This is a genomic window from Pseudomonas sp. CCI4.2, assembly GCF_034350045.1.
In the GTDB taxonomy this organism is placed as follows: Bacteria; Pseudomonadota; Gammaproteobacteria; order Pseudomonadales; family Pseudomonadaceae; genus Aquipseudomonas.
Genome location: NZ_CP133781.1, coordinates 2,240,945 through 2,255,969, shown reverse-complemented (window position 1 = coordinate 2,255,969; position 15,025 = coordinate 2,240,945). Strand labels below are relative to the sequence as shown.

Sequence of the window (15,025 nt, the reverse complement as noted above, 5' to 3'; positions counted from 1 at the left end):
GGCCGAGCGCGGCAATCAAGCCCCGCCCTTAAGCCTGCGCAGGTTGCCGATCACGGCCTCCAGTGCGCGGTCGAATAGCAGGGCGTCGTCGAGCAGGCGAACAGCGCCTCGACGAAACTCCACCGCCAGGCCCATGCGGGTTTTTTCCAGCACCTTCATGCCCGTGCGGTTAACAAACACGTAACGACCGGCCGGCTCAATGATGGCCGCCAGCTTACAGCGCAGTTTGTGCTCCTCGTCTTCCTGTATTTCGACCCAGCTACCGATGCGCAGCTTGTGGACTTCAAGGACCGCATCGTCATCGTCTTCCAGGCGCACGCTTTGATCGCTGTGCGGTTGTTCACCCGGCGCGATCAGCACAATCTCCTCGACAACCGCGATCATTTCCGCAATTGACGCCGATTTGATTGGGTTCTCGCCAAGATCATCCTGTTGAGGGGCCAAGTATTGGAACGCCTGGACATGCAGGCTTTCCAGCTGATTAAAAAAGTCGCCAGTGGCGAATGGATCAAACGCCGCGCTGGTCAGGCCATCGCGCAAGGATTTGAGCAAGCCGGGCACCAGATCCAGCAATCGCTGCCGAGCTTCGGGCTCTTCATGGGGCTCGACGCTCCAGATCAAATCGTCCATGGCGCCCAAACCCGCATGCCATTCTGCCGACTGATCCCCGTGTTTCAAGCAGGTCAGCAGCAGCACCTTGCTCCAAGCTTCCTGAAGGAGACGCACCACCACTTCAGGCAAGGTTTTGCCCAGCAGGCGATGATTCAACTCATGCTGTACCAGCTCCCGTGCCAACTCAGCCCGGGCACGGCCTTCTTCCGCATCGCGGGTGCGTTGCTCAAGTAGCTCACTGCGACGACGCTCGTCGCCCGTAAACGCGAGGAAATCCACCAACAATTCGGAAAAGATCGCCGGGTCGTCGACGAAATCATTAAGTAACCGCTGCACAATCTGTTCGATTCGCACATAGAGCGTGTCGCGTTGATAGTCGTCGCGACCGCCCCAGCCCAATGCAGCGTAGGCGATTTCATTAAGCAGACGTCGCGCGGGATGGCTGCCACGACTGAAAAAACTTTTGTCGATCACTGCGACTTTCAACATCGGAATTTGCAGACGCCCAATCAACGCTTTGAGCGAGTCCGGCAAATTGCGGTCGTCGAGGATGAACTCAAACAGCATGGCGATCAGGTTGATGACATCTTCGTCAACGACACCCACCACACGATACTTGCCACTTTTCATGCTGACGCGGGCCAGCAACTCTTCGAGCTGGTTGCGCAGATTGAATTCGTCGTGCGCCTCGGGCGCCGGCACGTACTGCTGCAGGTGCGACAGAAGGCGTAGCAGGTCCTGGCTGGAAATCGGTTTGGCTTCAGTGGTGGGGTCAGGCAATGGCGCGACACTGCGCACGTATAAAAGCAACTCTTGAAGCGCAGCAAACACTTCGTGGACATCTTGGTCGAGTTGCCGACTGGCAATGGCTGCGGCGGCTGCATCGACCGCATCGGCCCCTTGCGAAGCTCGCGAACTGGCCTTTGCTCGATCAGAAACCCGCCGGGCAGGCGCGCCCTTGAGGTCCGGGAGAACGCCGCTGGTAATCAATAACTGGTTGGCTTCGTCGTAGAGTTGGTCGGCATCGGTCAGCACATATTTTTCAAACAATTTGAAAATGATCAATCTGACCTTTATTTCAACGCCCAAAGTGCGACAAGACTGCAAAAAGAAATCGCACAGCGCCGTCGGCCCCATTGGGTTGGACAGGTCGGTCAGGTGTTGGGGAATCAAGGTATTCAAGCGGGTGGTCAACTGCGAGAGAGCAAACCCGTCGCGGCTCAGGACCTTGGACACCATCGCGTCGACAGCAACGATTTTCTCCAGATCGTCGTTGTGTACCAGCGCCAGTTTATCGAACGTCATCGGCGAGGCGACTTCAGGCTCGCTGACCTCGTACTGACCCAGACGCAAAAAGGCTTCATAAAACTTATCGATGAAACCCCGCTCAATGCTTTTACGTTTGAGGCGAAGGTCGCGCATCGCCTCAAAAAAACTGTTTTGCTCAGCATTGTTGTGGGCACGATCGGCCATTTCAAACAGCGTGTCATCAGCGTTGTCGAACAGCGTCTGCAACGCGTCCTTCACCTGCTGTGCGGCTTTGTCGCGAACTTGCAGCAATACAACGGGAATCCGAACCAGCGACGAGGCCGGCACTTGCTCTGGGGCACCCTTGTTCAGCGGAACCACTTTCCCGTCGTTTTGCATCAACGTCTCCAATGAGAACATCCGCGACCCCACTACAGACAAGACGCAATAGGTCGATATGTAAAGTCAGTTTCTACGAAAAAGTTTGCGCCAAAGTCATGACGTCAATTGACCGACACAGTATCTTGCAAAAGATGTCAGTTAAGCCAGTGGTGATTACAGCTATTTACGTCCGTTAGCGCTGAATAGACCGCAGGTCTCAACTTCCATCGCGTGGACTACGGCAAAACCGACGAACTGCAGGCGCAGGCTCATGCCTGCGGCGCTTCGCGGGGTGGGTTGCTGCGATGGGGTGCCTTATACTCGGCCCACCTAGAAGTGGAGTTCGCAATGCCAAACCTACGCCTCGCCCCCCTGACGGCTGAAATTGAAGCCAACGTGCGCCGCGCGCTGCTAGAGGATGTAGGCAGTGGCGACATTACCGCCCAGCTGATTCCGGCAGAACGCCTGGCCAAGGCCACGATCATTACCCGTGACGCTGCCGTAATCAGCGGCACAGCCTGGGTGGACACGGTTTTTCGGCAACTGGACCCCCGTGTCGCGGTGCATTGGCAAGTCGCCGATGGGGAGCGGGTCAAACCCAATCAACCACTGTTCCACCTCGAAGGGCCCGCACGCTCATTGCTGACAGGCGAACGCAGCGCGTTGAACTTTCTGCAAATGCTTTCCGGCGTAGCCACTCGCGCGCAGTACTACGCCGACAAAGTGGCCAACACCCACGTCAAAATTCTCGACACCCGCAAAACCCTGCCCGGTCTGCGCCTGGCGCAGAAATACGCCGTCACCTGCGGCGGTTGCCATAACCACCGCATCGGCCTGTTCGACGCGTTCCTGATCAAAGAAAACCACATCGCTGCCTGCGGCGGCATCGCCCAGGCAATCGCCACCGCCCGCAAAATCGCCCCCGGCAAACCGGTAGAAATCGAAGTTGAAAGCCTTGATGAACTGAATCAAGCGCTGCTGGCGGGTGCCGACATCATCATGCTCGACGAACTGAGCCTGGACGACATGCGCGAAGCCGTACGCATTACCGCCGGACGAGCGAAACTGGAAGCCAGTGGCGGGATTAATGATACGACGCTGGTGCCGATTGCTGAGACCGGGGTGGATTACATTTCGATTGGTGCACTGACGAAAGATATAAAGGCGGTGGATTTGTCGATGCGGTTGAGTTTGTGAGGGGTTAGGTTTGCCAGATCTGAAAAAGCCCCGAATCGTGAGAATCGAGGCTTTTTTTGGTGCCGAAAATAGGAATCGAACCTACGACCTTCGCGTTACGAGTGCGCTGCTCTACCGGACTGAGCTATTTCGGCCTATCTGAAACTTAGCTAGAAAAGACGAACGGGGAAAAAAAGCCCGTAGTTGAGGGCTTTTAGAATATTTGAGAATTCGCAGCTTATGGGCAACCGCCCTGACCAGGCTTCAAACCACGAGTGGCGCTACAAATAGTACCCGTCATGAGCCAAGTCATGTTTGCGGCGCTCGCAGTGAGTGTAGGGGTATAAATAATCGTCAATTTCGTTCCGCTAGTATCAGTTGCAGCACTGGTGCCAGTAATTGCGCCTGCGGCAGAAACGGCCAATGTTGTGACGTTAGGTGTATCCACTGCAGCGGGAACGCCACCGGTGCCAGCAGCACAGGCAGTCAAAGCCCCCGCTTCTTGGGCGCACAATCCAACAGCCAATTTGTACGCAGAGATATCATTCACGGACGAAGATGCTTTAGCGCGCGAGGTGTAATCACTGTACTGAGGAATGGCCACCGCAGCCAAAATACCGATAATCGCAACCACGATCATCAGTTCGATAAGTGTGAAGCCTTTTTGCAATTTCATAATGTTCTCCGTACGCCAATAGGTACCGTTTGAAATAACCAAAGCACGGCCCGTGCCAAGCCGCTCAACTCTGCCATTTAAAGGTAAGCAGCACACTTTCGCAGGATAAACCCCGCCTATAAACGCACAAACTGACAAATTTGGTCAGTTTGTCTTCGAGGGTTTGGCAGCACAGCCCGACTAGGCTATAACCGTCGCATTGTCTGTGTCCGGTGGTCTTATGACTGATGTCGCTCTTACAGGTTTGGCGAAACAATTGGTAGTAGCGCAGCTACTCAATGAAAAAGTCGCTCAAGACGCTTACCAAAAAGCTCAGCGCAGCAAAATATCGCTGGTTAGCTACCTGGTGCAGAATAAACTGCTTAAAAGCATTGTTTTGGCGGAGATCGCTTCAGAACAATTTGGTGTACCTTTTTTAGATTTAAGCACCCTGGATAAAGAGGGACAGCCTAAAGGGTTGGTGAGCGAAAAATTGATTCGCCAGCACCATGTCCTGCCGTTGTGGCGACGAGGCAATAAGTTATTTGTCGGGATTTCAGACCCTACCAACCACCAAGCAGTTACCGATGTTCAGTTCAGCACTGGGCTTAACACTGAAGCGATCCTGGTAGAAGATGACAAGTTAACTGACGCTATCGAAAAGTATTTTGAAGGCGCCAACGCCGGCTTGGGCGAAATGGCAGATGTTGATTTAGAGAATCTCGACTCTGACACCTTAGATGATAAGAAACAGGACACCATCGCAGGCCAAGACGCAGACGATGCGCCCGTGGTCCGTTTCGTTAATAAGATGCTATTGGATGCCATTAAAGCAGGCTCTTCCGACCTCCACTTTGAACCTTATGAAAAAACCTATCGAGTGCGCCTACGAACCGACGGTATTCTTCACGAGGTAGCAAAGCCGCCCGTTCAGTTGGCCAGCAGGATCGCTGCGCGCTTAAAGGTCATGGCCAGCCTGGATATCTCAGAGCGCCGCCGTCCACAAGACGGCCGGATCAAACTGCGGATTTCCAAAACCAAAGCCATCGACTTTCGAGTCAACACCTTGCCCACGTTGTGGGGTGAGAAGATCGTGATGCGGATTCTCGACCCGTCCAGCGCGCAGATGGGCATTGATGCGCTCGGCTATGAGCCCGATCAAAAAGAACTCTATTTGAATGCGCTTAAGCAGCCGCAGGGCATGATTCTGGTTACCGGGCCTACGGGATCAGGCAAAACCGTTTCGCTTTACACCGGCCTGAATATTCTCAACACCGTGGACATCAACATTTCCACCGCTGAAGACCCGGTGGAGATCAACCTGGAAGGTATCAATCAGGTTAACGTCAACCCACGACAAGGCATGGACTTTTCACAGGCACTGCGCGCGTTCCTGCGTCAAGACCCGGATGTAATCATGGTCGGGGAAATTCGCGACTTGGAAACGGCGGAAATTGCCATCAAGGCCTCGCAAACAGGCCACATGGTGCTGTCCACGCTGCACACCAACAGTGCGGCGGAAACCTTGACTCGCCTCCAGCACATGGGCGTAGCCGCATTCAATATCGCTACGGCTATCAACCTGATCATCGCTCAACGGTTGGCACGAAAATTGTGTCCCTTGTGCAAGAAAGAAGCGGATATTCCCCGTGAAACGCTGATCCGAGAAGGTTTTCCCGAAGACAAAATTGGTACGTTCAAGATTTACTCGCCGGTCGGTTGCGATCATTGCAATAGCGGCTACAAAGGTCGTGTCGGGATTTATGAGGTGGTGAAGAGTACCCCCGAGTTGCAACGGCTGATCATGGAGGAAGGTAACTCGATGGATATCGCTGTTCAAATGCGTAAAGACGGCTTTAACGACCTGCGCACCTCCGGGCTGGTGAAGGCGATGCAGGGCGTCACTAGCCTTGAAGAAATCAACCGTGTGACCAAGGATTAAGCATGGCGACCAAGGCAGTCAAAGTGAGTGTTTACGCTTGGGAAGGCAAAGATAAAAAGGGTGCAAAACTGACCGGCGAATTAAATGGGCACAGTCCCGCCCTGATCAAAGCCCAGCTGCGCAAGCAAGGCATCACCCCTGTCAAAGTGCACAAGAAAACCGTCTCGATTTTCGGTGAAGGCAAAAAGATAAAACCGCTCGATATTGCGTTTTTTACACGGCAAATGGCGACCATGATGAAAGCGGGGGTTCCACTGCTGCAATCTTTCGACATCATCGGCGAAAGCTCCGATAACTCGAGAATGAGAACCTTAGTCAACGAAATCAAACAAGACGTGGCGGCAGGTAACAGCTTCGCTTCGTCCTTACGGAAACAACCAGAATACTTCGATGATCTTTATTGCAGCTTGGTGGATGCGGGCGAGCAAGCGGGTGCATTGGAAGCCTTGCTGGAGCGGGTGGCGACCTACAAAGAAAAAACAGAAATGCTAAAGGCCAAAATAAAGAAGGCCATGACCTACCCAATCGCGGTAGTGATCGTAGCCTTGATTGTTTCGGCGATTCTACTAATAAAAGTTGTGCCTCAATTCCAGACAGTTTTTTCAAACTTTGGAGCCCAACTCCCCGCGTTTACGCTGATGGTCATTGGACTTTCAGAACTGTTGCGAGGCTGGTGGTATATCGTTTTAGCGGGACTTGTTGTTTCAATATATTGTTTTAAGCGAGCCTATAAAACTTCTCAAAAATTCCGGGACGCGATAGACCGAGGCCTACTCAAAGTCCCCATTGTCGGCCCATTGATATACAAATCATCCGTCGCCCGCTACGCCCGCACCTTGTCCACCACATTTGCTGCTGGCGTACCGCTGGTCGAAGCACTGGAATCTGTTGCCAGCGCCACGGGCAATGTGGTGTTCAGAAATGCCGTGAACCGCATCAAACTCGACGTCTCAACGGGCATGCAACTGAACTTTTCAATGCGCACCACCGGAGTGTTTCCCACATTAGCGATTCAAATGACAGCCATTGGTGAAGAGTCAGGCGCACTGGATTCGATGCTCGATAAAGTCGCAACCTTTTACGAAGACGAAGTTGACGGCATGGTCGATAACATGACCGCGCTGATGGAGCCCTTCATCATGGCAGTCCTCGGCGTAGTAGTAGGCGGGCTCGTCATTGCCATGTACCTTCCCATCTTCCAGCTCGGAAACGTCGTTTAACATGCCACTCATTAATTTGCTGGCCAGCTCTCCCCTGGCCTTTGTCATTTGTACCTTCGTGCTGGGCCTGCTGGTCGGCAGCTTTCTAAACGTCGTCATCTACCGCCTGCCCATCATGCTCGACCGCGATTGGAAGTCTCAATCCCGCGAAATGCTTTCGCTCCCGGCTGAGCCGGAACCTGACACCTTTAACCTGATGCTCCCCCACTCCCGCTGCCCGCACTGCGCGCACAAAATTCGGGCGTGGGAGAACTTGCCGGTGATCAGTTATCTGTTCCTCGGCGGCAAGTGCTCCGGCTGTAAAGCGCCGATCAGTAAGCGTTACCCTATCGTTGAACTCGCCTGTGGGCTGCTCTCGGCGTTTATTGCCTGGCATTTCGGGTTCGGCTGGCAGGCGGCGGCGATGTTAGTGCTGGTGTGGGGCCTGCTGGCGATGAGTTTGATTGATGCGGACCATCAACTGTTGCCCGACGCGTTGGTGCTGCCACTGTTATGGCTGGGCTTGATCGTTAACACCTTTGGGCTGTTCACTAACTTGCACGATGCCTTGTGGGGCGCGGTGGCCGGTTACATGAGCCTGTGGTTGGTGTTTTGGACGTTTAAGTTGGTGACCGGCAAGGAAGGCATGGGTTATGGCGACTTTAAGTTGCTGGCGATGCTCGGTGCGTGGGGTGGCTGGCAGATACTTCCGCTGACGATTTTGCTGGCGTCACTGGTGGGTGCGGTGTTGGGCCTGATTATGTTGCGGTTGCGCAACGCGAGCACCAGCACGCCGATCCCCTTCGGTCCTTATTTGGCGATTGCAGGCTGGATCGCGCTGCTCTGGGGTGGTCAAATAACCGCCTCTTACATGCAGTTTGCCGGTTTCAGATGACCAAAAACCCTTTCAAACCCTGGATTCTCGGCCTCACTGGCGGCATCGGCAGCGGTAAAAGTGCAGCGGCGCAGCACTTTATTGACCTAGGCGTGCACTTGGTCGACGCCGACCACGCCGCACGCTGGGTCGTTGAACCTGGTCGTCCCGCACTGGCGCAGATTGCCGAGCACTTCGGCGCTGGCGTGCTGCAGCCCGATGGCCAGCTGGACCGCGCGGCGTTGCGCGGCCTGATCTTTCAAAATCCCGAACAGCGTCGCTGGCTTGAGACCTTGCTGCATCCGCTGATCGGCCAAGAGATCATGAGCTACTTGGCTCGGGCAGAATCGCCGTATGCGATTCTGGTTTCGCCGCTACTGGTGGAATCAGGTCAATACAAGCTGACCCAGCGCGTGTTAGTGATCGATGCTCCAGAGCGGTTGCAAATTCAGCGCACCATGCTTCGCGACAGTACCAGCGAGGAGCAGGTCAAAGCCATTCTCAACGTTCAGGCCAACCGCGAACTACGCCTGAGTCACGCTGATGATGTGCTGGTCAACGACCGCGATCCCGCGTGGTTGAAAAGCGAAGTCGAGCGCCTGCATCATTTCTATTTAACTTTACATGGAGGCCAACCATGAGCCAGCCCTTGACCGTCGAATGCCCTACCTGTGGCGCTCCTGTGGAATGGAGCGCTACTAGCACCTTCCGGCCGTTTTGCTCTGATCGCTGCAAGTTGATTGATTTAGGCGCATGGGCCTCAGAAGAACACGCGATTCCAGTGAGTCCGGACGCAGAAGACGAATCGTTCTCCGGCGACTTCCCGTCCCGCGAACATTGATGGGGCACGACCGCTGGTTTGCAACGATCAGCGGTCGCCCTTGGACGGCCCCTCCTCGTTCCACGGCGCAGACAAGTACCGGGTACGGTTGAATGTCTCAAGCCATTCAGGGCAAAACACCACCAACGCGCTGACCACCATACCGTTGATGAAGGCCTCGGGGAAAATGATCAGCCACAAGTACCCGACAAAGTCCTCTAGCCAAAACGGCATCGCAAACAACCCGTCGAACCACAGCACGACCAACCCCAGCAGCAGGCACAGCAAAGCAGATATCGCTGCGGCTAAAAAACCTGAGCAGTAGATGTACACGAAGGGATTTTTTGGCCGTGCGCGCTCTACCAGCAGGGCGCACGCTTCGGTCACTAACACCGGCAGGACGATCAGCAACAGACCATTCACGCCCAATGCGCCAAGGTCCTGCCGCCCGAGCAGCAACAGCCCCAATTGCGCCAGCAGCCCACCGACAACCGCCAGCGGCCAATCCAGCAGCAGGGTGACGGCGGTCATGCCGATAAAGTGATACGACACGCCGGTGTCGAAATCCCGACGCACTAGCCATAGCAAAAACAGCGCGAACACCGTGCCGTAAAACAAATGTTGCCGGCGGTTATCGGTGAACAACTCGACCCAAGGCGTGCGCCATATTGCCCACAGCACCACCGGCACATAGAGCAACCAACCAACGGTCATGGTTTCTGGGGAGAGCACTTGAGCACTGATCATGGTGCGATACCGGGCAGGAAAACGATGTCAATGTTCACTTAGATCTCCATGTTTTCAGTTTCGTTGTATCGAGGAGAAATTCGTTACCACGCCGCGCGCCAAGATCGCACTTAGCCGGTCGGCGCTAAATCATGCTCCAAAGTCTACACCTCCTCATTCTTCCTTCCAGTCATCACACTTTGAACGCTAAGCTTGGCCTATGGATGACTCAGACTACTTACGCCTGCTCACGATTCAGGCCGAACAAGCCAACGCATTTCTTTCCAATGCGCGCAAGTGGGAGCGTGAGCGCTGGGTTTGTCAGCGGTTGTTGCAAGGCCTGAACATTGCGCACCGCAACGAAGACTTCACCCCAGCAGGGCAAGAGCCACCCGACGTGTTGTTTCGCGATGCCAGTTTTGAGGTGTTTTTTGTGCTTGATGAAGGTCGACGCTTGAACGATGAATGGCGTGAAGAGTTACAACGGCGGCGCAGCGCCTTTTCGTTGAGCCAACTGGTGCGCCGTGAAGCGAAACCTAAACGCATCTCCGCGCCAGAATTACTGCAGCGTCTGGCGCCGACGTTACGCAAAAAAGCCCACAACTACCGCGAACGCGGGCTAGACCTCGGGGAGTTGGACATCATTGCGTTTGCCAGCCTCAAGCGTGAAGTGCTGGACTTGAACAGCCACTTCCCACCCCCGACTGAATACCTGCGCCAAGGCTGGCGCTCATTGTCATTGGTCGGGCCGACGTTCGCTCGTGTGTTGTTTGCGCATCCCGACGCACCGGATTTCTTGCGAACTAACCTCGGTCGCAGCGTGGTCTTTGATGTGGGCATCAGCCTATGAGTCCCTTGCAGGAACTGCTTGCCGACGTGCCTCAACAGGGCCGTGTGCGCTGGATTGGCGTGCGACCTGAGTCGCGCCTCGATATGACCGTGCTGGACGCCGTGGAGGCGCGCCGCGAAGCTGGGCTGACCGGTGATCACTCACGGCCTGGCCCGCGTAACGCGCGGCAAGTGACGTTAATTCAATGGGAGCACCTGGCCGTGGTCAGTTCGTTGCTGAGCCGCGCCGACGACAATCCCATCGTGCCGCAAGACCTACGGCGCAACTTGGTGATCAGTGGCATCAACCTGTTCAGTCTCAAGGGCCGACGCTTCAAGGTCGGCCAGGCGATTCTGGAAACCACGGGATGGTGCCAACCTTGCGCTCGGCTTGAGCATCGACTTGGCCACGGCACCTTTCAAGCTGTACGCGGCCATGGCGGAATTACGGCGCGGGTGCTACAAAGCGGAATCATCCGCCTGGACGATACACTCAGCGTTGAACCACTGGAATTCATCCACACCTGACTTTACCCGCGCGTTTCATTATCCAATGAGGCTCACATGACCAGCCGCCTAAACCCTGATGACCAACAACGTGTCGAAGAATACCTGCAAACGTCCCAACACCGAGTCGAGCGCAAGCCTTTCCGGCCGTGGCTGCTTCTTATCGTGGTAGTGGCGGTCACGGTTGGTTTGGGCCTGCTGAGCCGCTTGTTGAGTTACATGGCGCTCTGAAGGCTTGCACGAGCCGTTGTAGAGCCAACGTGTTGGCGAGGCGGTCAATGTGATGAAACAGATGCAAAGCTTCCCGAATAAATTCGGTCCCACGGATTTGTGAGCGCGGTTATCAGTGGGACCGAATTCATTCGGGAAAAAAACAAAGCGGTGTCTCAGGCATGCCGCTTCGCGAACACGTTTGATCCCACGGATTCGTTTATTTCAGGCATAAAAAAAGCGTCCCGAAGGACGCTTTTTTCATTTGGCTTCGATGCGCGGAGCATCTGGCCTGTATCTTCAAACCCATAACAACATGAGTAGAAAATGGTCGGGGTAAGGGGATTCGAACTCCTGACATCCTGCTCCCAAAGCAGGCGCGCTACCGGACTGCGCTATACCCCGGTGATACAAAAAGGCACCCCGTAAAAAGGCGCCTTTTAATTGGGTGATGCTTTTGGCATCACTCCCTAAGATTCAGCCCGGTACACCCGGCAGAAAATGGTGGGTCGTGTGGGATTCGAACCTACGACCAATTGGTTAAAAGCCAACTGCTCTACCAACTGAGCTAACGACCCAAAAATGGTCGGGGTAAGGGGATTCGAACTCCTGACATCCTGCTCCCAAAGCAGGCGCGCTACCGGACTGCGCTATACCCCGATATGGCTACATCTAGAATTAAGTGGCTCCACGACCTGGACTCGAACCAGGGACCCAATGATTAACAGTCATTTGCTCTACCAACTGAGCTATCGCGGAACTATCGATTTCAGACGCAACTTTACAACTACATCGCTGAATTAACTACTAATTTCAGCCTTTTTGACCCTTTCGCATCGCTGCGTTAGCATCTCTGAGGCGCGCTATTCTACAATTTTAAAAAAGACTGTCAACCCTTAAAACTGCATTTAAGACAATGATTTGCGTTTTTTTCCACTCAACGGTGAGATCGCTCAAAATCGCGGTTTCTTACCCTAAAAAGCTTTACGTAGAAAAAAGGCCCTCATCGAGAGGGCCTTAGCTTATAGAGAGCTGAACCGTGATCCGATCAGCCGAAAACAATCTCGTCGTTGACCACCGTGCCGGTCACGCTAGCGCCGGGCAGGAAGCGACCGGACAGAATCAGCTGCGCCAACGGGTTTTCGATCCAGCGCTGTATCGCACGTTTAAGAGGCCGTGCGCCATACACCGGGTCGTAGCCCACCGCGATCAACTTATCTAACGCTTCGTCGCTCAACTCCAGCTTCAGTTCGCGCTCAGCCAGGCGCCCACGCAGGCGACCCAACTGAATATTGGCAATTCCGGCAATCTGATCACGCGCCAACGGCTCGAACACCACGACTTCATCGATACGGTTCACAAACTCCGGGCGGAAGTGCGAACTGACGGCATCCATCACGGCGGCATGTTGCGCCTCGCGGTCACCTACCAAGTCTTGGATCTGTGCCGAGCCCAAGTTCGAGGTCATCACGATCACGGTGTTGCGGAAATCCACAGTCCTACCATGGCTGTCAGTCAAGCGACCGTCTTCAAGCACCTGCAGCAACACGTTGAACACATCAGGGTGGGCCTTCTCGACTTCATCCAGCAGGATCACTGAATACGGCTTACGGCGAACGGCTTCGGTCAGGTAGCCGCCCTCTTCATAACCCACATACCCTGGAGGTGCGCCGATCAGTCGAGCAACGGAGTGTTTCTCCATAAACTCGGACATGTCGATGCGCACCATGGCCTCTTCGGTGTCGAACAAGAATTCTGCCAGCGCTTTACACAGCTCCGTCTTACCTACACCCGTTGGGCCGAGGAACATGAACGAGCCGCTCGGGCGATCCGGGTCGGAAAGTCCGGCACGGGATCGACGTACCGCGTTGGAGACCGCGATCACCGCTTCGTCCTGACCGATAACGCGCTGGTGCAGCAAGCTTTCCATCTTCAACAACTTGTCGCGCTCGCCTTCGAGCATTTTCGACACCGGAATACCGGTCCATTTGGACACGACCTCGGCAATCTCTTCTTCGGTAACCTTACTGCGCAGCAATTGGTTTTCGCTTTTGCCGTGCTGATCGACCATTTGCAGGCTGCGCTCCAGGTCCGGGATGATCCCGTACTGCAATTCAGCCATGCGATTCAAATCACCTCGACGACGCGCGGCTTCCAACTCCTGACGCGACTGTTCGATTTTCTGCTGGATCTGCGCAGAACCTTGGACCTCAGCTTTTTCAGCGGTCCAGATTTCTTCTAGGTCAGCGTACTCACGCTCAAGCCGATTGATTTCTTCCTGAAGCTTTTCAAGACGCTTGATCGCCGCCTCATCGTCTTCTTTTCTTAGCGCCTGGGATTCAACCTTCAGTTGAATCAGACGCCGCTCCAGACGATCGAGCACTTCCGGCTTGGAATCGATTTCCATGCGAATACGGCTGGCGGCTTCGTCGATGAGGTCAATGGCTTTATCCGGCAACTGCCGGTCAGTGATATAGCGATGGCTCAGTTTGGCCGCCGCAATGATCGCGCCGTCGGTAATCGCAACTTTATGGTGGACCTCGTAGCGTTCTTTCAAGCCACGCAGAATGGCGATGGTGTCTTCTTCGCTCGGCTCTTCTACCAGGACTTTCTGGAAGCGCCGTTCGAGGGCTGCATCCTTCTCTATATATTGGCGGTACTCATTGAGCGTGGTCGCGCCGACACAGTGCAGTTCACCGCGCGCCAAGGCAGGCTTGAGCATGTTGCCCGCATCCATCGCGCCTTCGCCTTTACCGGCACCGACCATGGTGTGCAGCTCATCAATGAACAGGATGATTTGACCTTCCTGTTTCGACAGCTCGTTAAGCAATGCCTTTAAACGCTCTTCGAACTCGCCACGGAACTTGGCACCGGCGATCAGCGCGCCCATGTCTAACGACAACACACGCTTGCCCTTGAGGCCGTCCGGCACTTCGCCGTTAATGATGCGCTGAGCCAGTCCTTCAACAATGGCGGTCTTACCCACCCCTGGCTCACCAATCAGCACCGGGTTGTTCTTGGTACGACGTTGCAGCACCTGAATGGTCCGACGAATCTCGTCGTCACGTCCGATCACCGGGTCAAGTTTGCCTTCTTCAGCACGCTTGGTCAGGTCAACCGTGTATTTGTCTAACGCCTGACGCGACTCCTCAACATTGGAGTCATTCACTGCCTCGCCGCCACGCAGGTTGCTGATAGCGTTCTCAAGCGCCTTTTTGCTGACGCCCTGGCCAAGCAACAGTTTGCCGAGCTTGCTGTTGTCTTCCATCGCTGCCAGCAACACCAGCTCACTGGAAATGAACTGATCGCCCTTCTGCTGAGCCAACCGATCAGCCTGATTGAACAGGCGCGCCAAATCCTGCGACATATTGACGTCGCCCGTTGGGTTTTGGATTTTTGGCAGATGGTCGAGTTCTTTGCTCAACTCTTTACGGAAACTATTAACGTCGAAGCCAACTTGCATCAGCAGCGGCTTGAGGGTGCCGCCTTGCTGTTCAAGCAGCGCTTGCATTAAATGTGCGGGCTCGATGGCTGGATGGTCCAGGCCCACCGCCAACGATTGGGAATCAGATAACGCCAACTGCAATTTGCTGGTTAATCGGTCTATACGCATTAGTCACCTTCCTTTGAGCAGGCCGGAGCGATGGACACACCTATAAAGAAAACCTGCCAGATAGCCCATAAGATGTGGTCGATTTTGCAGTATTCAAGCGCAGTTTGATTGATGCAGGTCAGCTATTAAGTGGAGTGAGCGTAGCCGCTCAGGCGTTACTAATCTGTAGGAGCCAACGTGTTGGCGAAAAGTCTTATTGCTTGTTTCCGCTCAGGCGCCTCGCCAACAAGTTGG

At 54.6% G+C, this 15,025-nt stretch carries 13 protein-coding genes and 5 tRNA genes; 9 read left to right on the top strand and 9 right to left on the bottom strand.

The features are described 5' to 3' along the window. Positions 1-15: 15 nt before the first annotated feature. On the bottom strand, positions 16-2,259 hold the full coding sequence (locus tag RHM65_RS10220) for a DUF1631 domain-containing protein (RefSeq protein WP_322184879.1): 2,244 nt from the start codon (positions 2,257-2,259) through the stop codon (positions 16-18). A gap of 330 nt (positions 2,260-2,589) precedes the next feature. On the opposite strand from RHM65_RS10220, the gene nadC reads away from it, so the two are divergent. Beyond that, positions 2,590-3,438: a carboxylating nicotinate-nucleotide diphosphorylase gene (gene nadC / locus RHM65_RS10215; protein ID WP_322166091.1), complete on the top strand. Its 849-nt coding sequence runs from the start codon at positions 2,590-2,592 to the stop codon at positions 3,436-3,438. 57 nt (positions 3,439-3,495) lie between these two features. Here the strand turns inward: nadC and RHM65_RS10210 are convergent. Beyond that, positions 3,496-3,572: transfer RNA gene (locus RHM65_RS10210), tRNA-Thr, on the bottom strand. 83 nt (positions 3,573-3,655) lie between these two features. Beyond that, positions 3,656-4,093: a pilin gene (locus tag RHM65_RS10205; protein ID WP_322184877.1), complete on the bottom strand. Its 438-nt coding sequence runs from the start codon at positions 4,091-4,093 to the stop codon at positions 3,656-3,658. Positions 4,094-4,313: 220 nt separating this feature from the next. On the opposite strand from RHM65_RS10205, the gene pilB reads away from it, so the two are divergent. From pilB to yacG, 5 genes are read left to right on the top strand one after another with little or no spacing between them, the layout of a single operon-like run. Beyond that, positions 4,314-6,014 (top strand): type IV-A pilus assembly ATPase PilB, encoded by a 1,701-nt coding sequence (gene pilB, locus RHM65_RS10200; protein ID WP_322184875.1) that lies wholly within the window; start codon positions 4,314-4,316, stop codon positions 6,012-6,014. Positions 6,015-6,016: 2 nt separating this feature from the next. Next, complete coding sequence (locus RHM65_RS10195) at positions 6,017-7,234, top strand: type II secretion system F family protein (protein WP_322184873.1); 1,218 nt, start codon at positions 6,017-6,019, stop codon at positions 7,232-7,234. A gap of 1 nt (position 7,235) precedes the next feature. Beyond that, positions 7,236-8,108: an A24 family peptidase gene (locus tag RHM65_RS10190; protein ID WP_322184871.1), complete on the top strand. Its 873-nt coding sequence runs from the start codon at positions 7,236-7,238 to the stop codon at positions 8,106-8,108. Further along, a complete protein-coding gene (gene coaE, locus RHM65_RS10185; protein WP_322184869.1) occupies positions 8,105-8,728 on the top strand; it encodes a dephospho-CoA kinase in 624 nt (207 codons plus the stop codon). The genes RHM65_RS10190 and coaE overlap by 4 nt, the downstream gene beginning before the upstream one ends. Beyond that, on the top strand, positions 8,725-8,928 hold the full coding sequence (gene yacG, locus RHM65_RS10180; RefSeq protein WP_322166097.1) for a DNA gyrase inhibitor YacG: 204 nt from the start codon (positions 8,725-8,727) through the stop codon (positions 8,926-8,928). Before coaE ends, yacG begins: the two co-directional genes overlap by 4 nt. 27 nt (positions 8,929-8,955) lie before the next feature. Here the strand turns inward: yacG and RHM65_RS10175 are convergent, their stop codons facing one another. After that, a complete protein-coding gene (locus tag RHM65_RS10175; protein WP_322166098.1) occupies positions 8,956-9,654 on the bottom strand; it encodes an energy-coupling factor ABC transporter permease in 699 nt (232 codons plus the stop codon). Between the two features lie 199 nt (positions 9,655-9,853). Between RHM65_RS10175 and RHM65_RS10170 the strand changes: the two genes are divergently transcribed. Genes RHM65_RS10170 through RHM65_RS10160 form a run of 3 tightly spaced genes read left to right on the top strand, consistent with a single transcriptional unit; the run spans position 9,854 to position 11,199 of the window. Next, entirely contained in the window at positions 9,854-10,483 is a 630-nt protein-coding gene (locus RHM65_RS10170; RefSeq protein WP_322166099.1) for a DUF1780 domain-containing protein, read from the top strand. Continuing rightward, positions 10,480-10,989: an MOSC domain-containing protein gene (locus RHM65_RS10165; RefSeq protein WP_322166100.1), complete on the top strand. Its 510-nt coding sequence runs from the start codon at positions 10,480-10,482 to the stop codon at positions 10,987-10,989. The genes RHM65_RS10170 and RHM65_RS10165 overlap by 4 nt, the downstream gene beginning before the upstream one ends. A 36-nt stretch (positions 10,990-11,025) precedes the next feature. Continuing rightward, positions 11,026-11,199 (top strand): DUF3094 family protein, encoded by a 174-nt coding sequence (locus tag RHM65_RS10160; protein WP_322166101.1) that lies wholly within the window; start codon positions 11,026-11,028, stop codon positions 11,197-11,199. Between the two features lie 307 nt (positions 11,200-11,506). On the opposite strand, the gene RHM65_RS10155 is transcribed toward RHM65_RS10160, so the two are convergent. The 5 genes from RHM65_RS10155 to clpB form a co-directional block, all read right to left on the bottom strand. Beyond that, positions 11,507-11,583, bottom strand: a tRNA-Pro gene (locus RHM65_RS10155). A 97-nt stretch (positions 11,584-11,680) separates the two neighbouring features. Further along, a tRNA-Lys gene (locus tag RHM65_RS10150) sits at positions 11,681-11,756 on the bottom strand. Positions 11,757-11,761: 5 nt separating this feature from the next. Next, positions 11,762-11,838 (bottom strand) — tRNA-Pro (locus RHM65_RS10145). A gap of 23 nt (positions 11,839-11,861) precedes the next feature. Next, positions 11,862-11,937, bottom strand: a tRNA-Asn gene (locus RHM65_RS10140). Positions 11,938-12,226: 289 nt separating this feature from the next. After that, positions 12,227-14,791 carry an ATP-dependent chaperone ClpB gene (gene clpB / locus RHM65_RS10135; protein ID WP_322166102.1) on the bottom strand — a complete coding sequence of 855 codons (2,565 nt, stop codon included), beginning with the start codon at positions 14,789-14,791 and terminating at the stop codon, positions 12,227-12,229. Positions 14,792-15,025 lie beyond the last annotated feature (234 nt).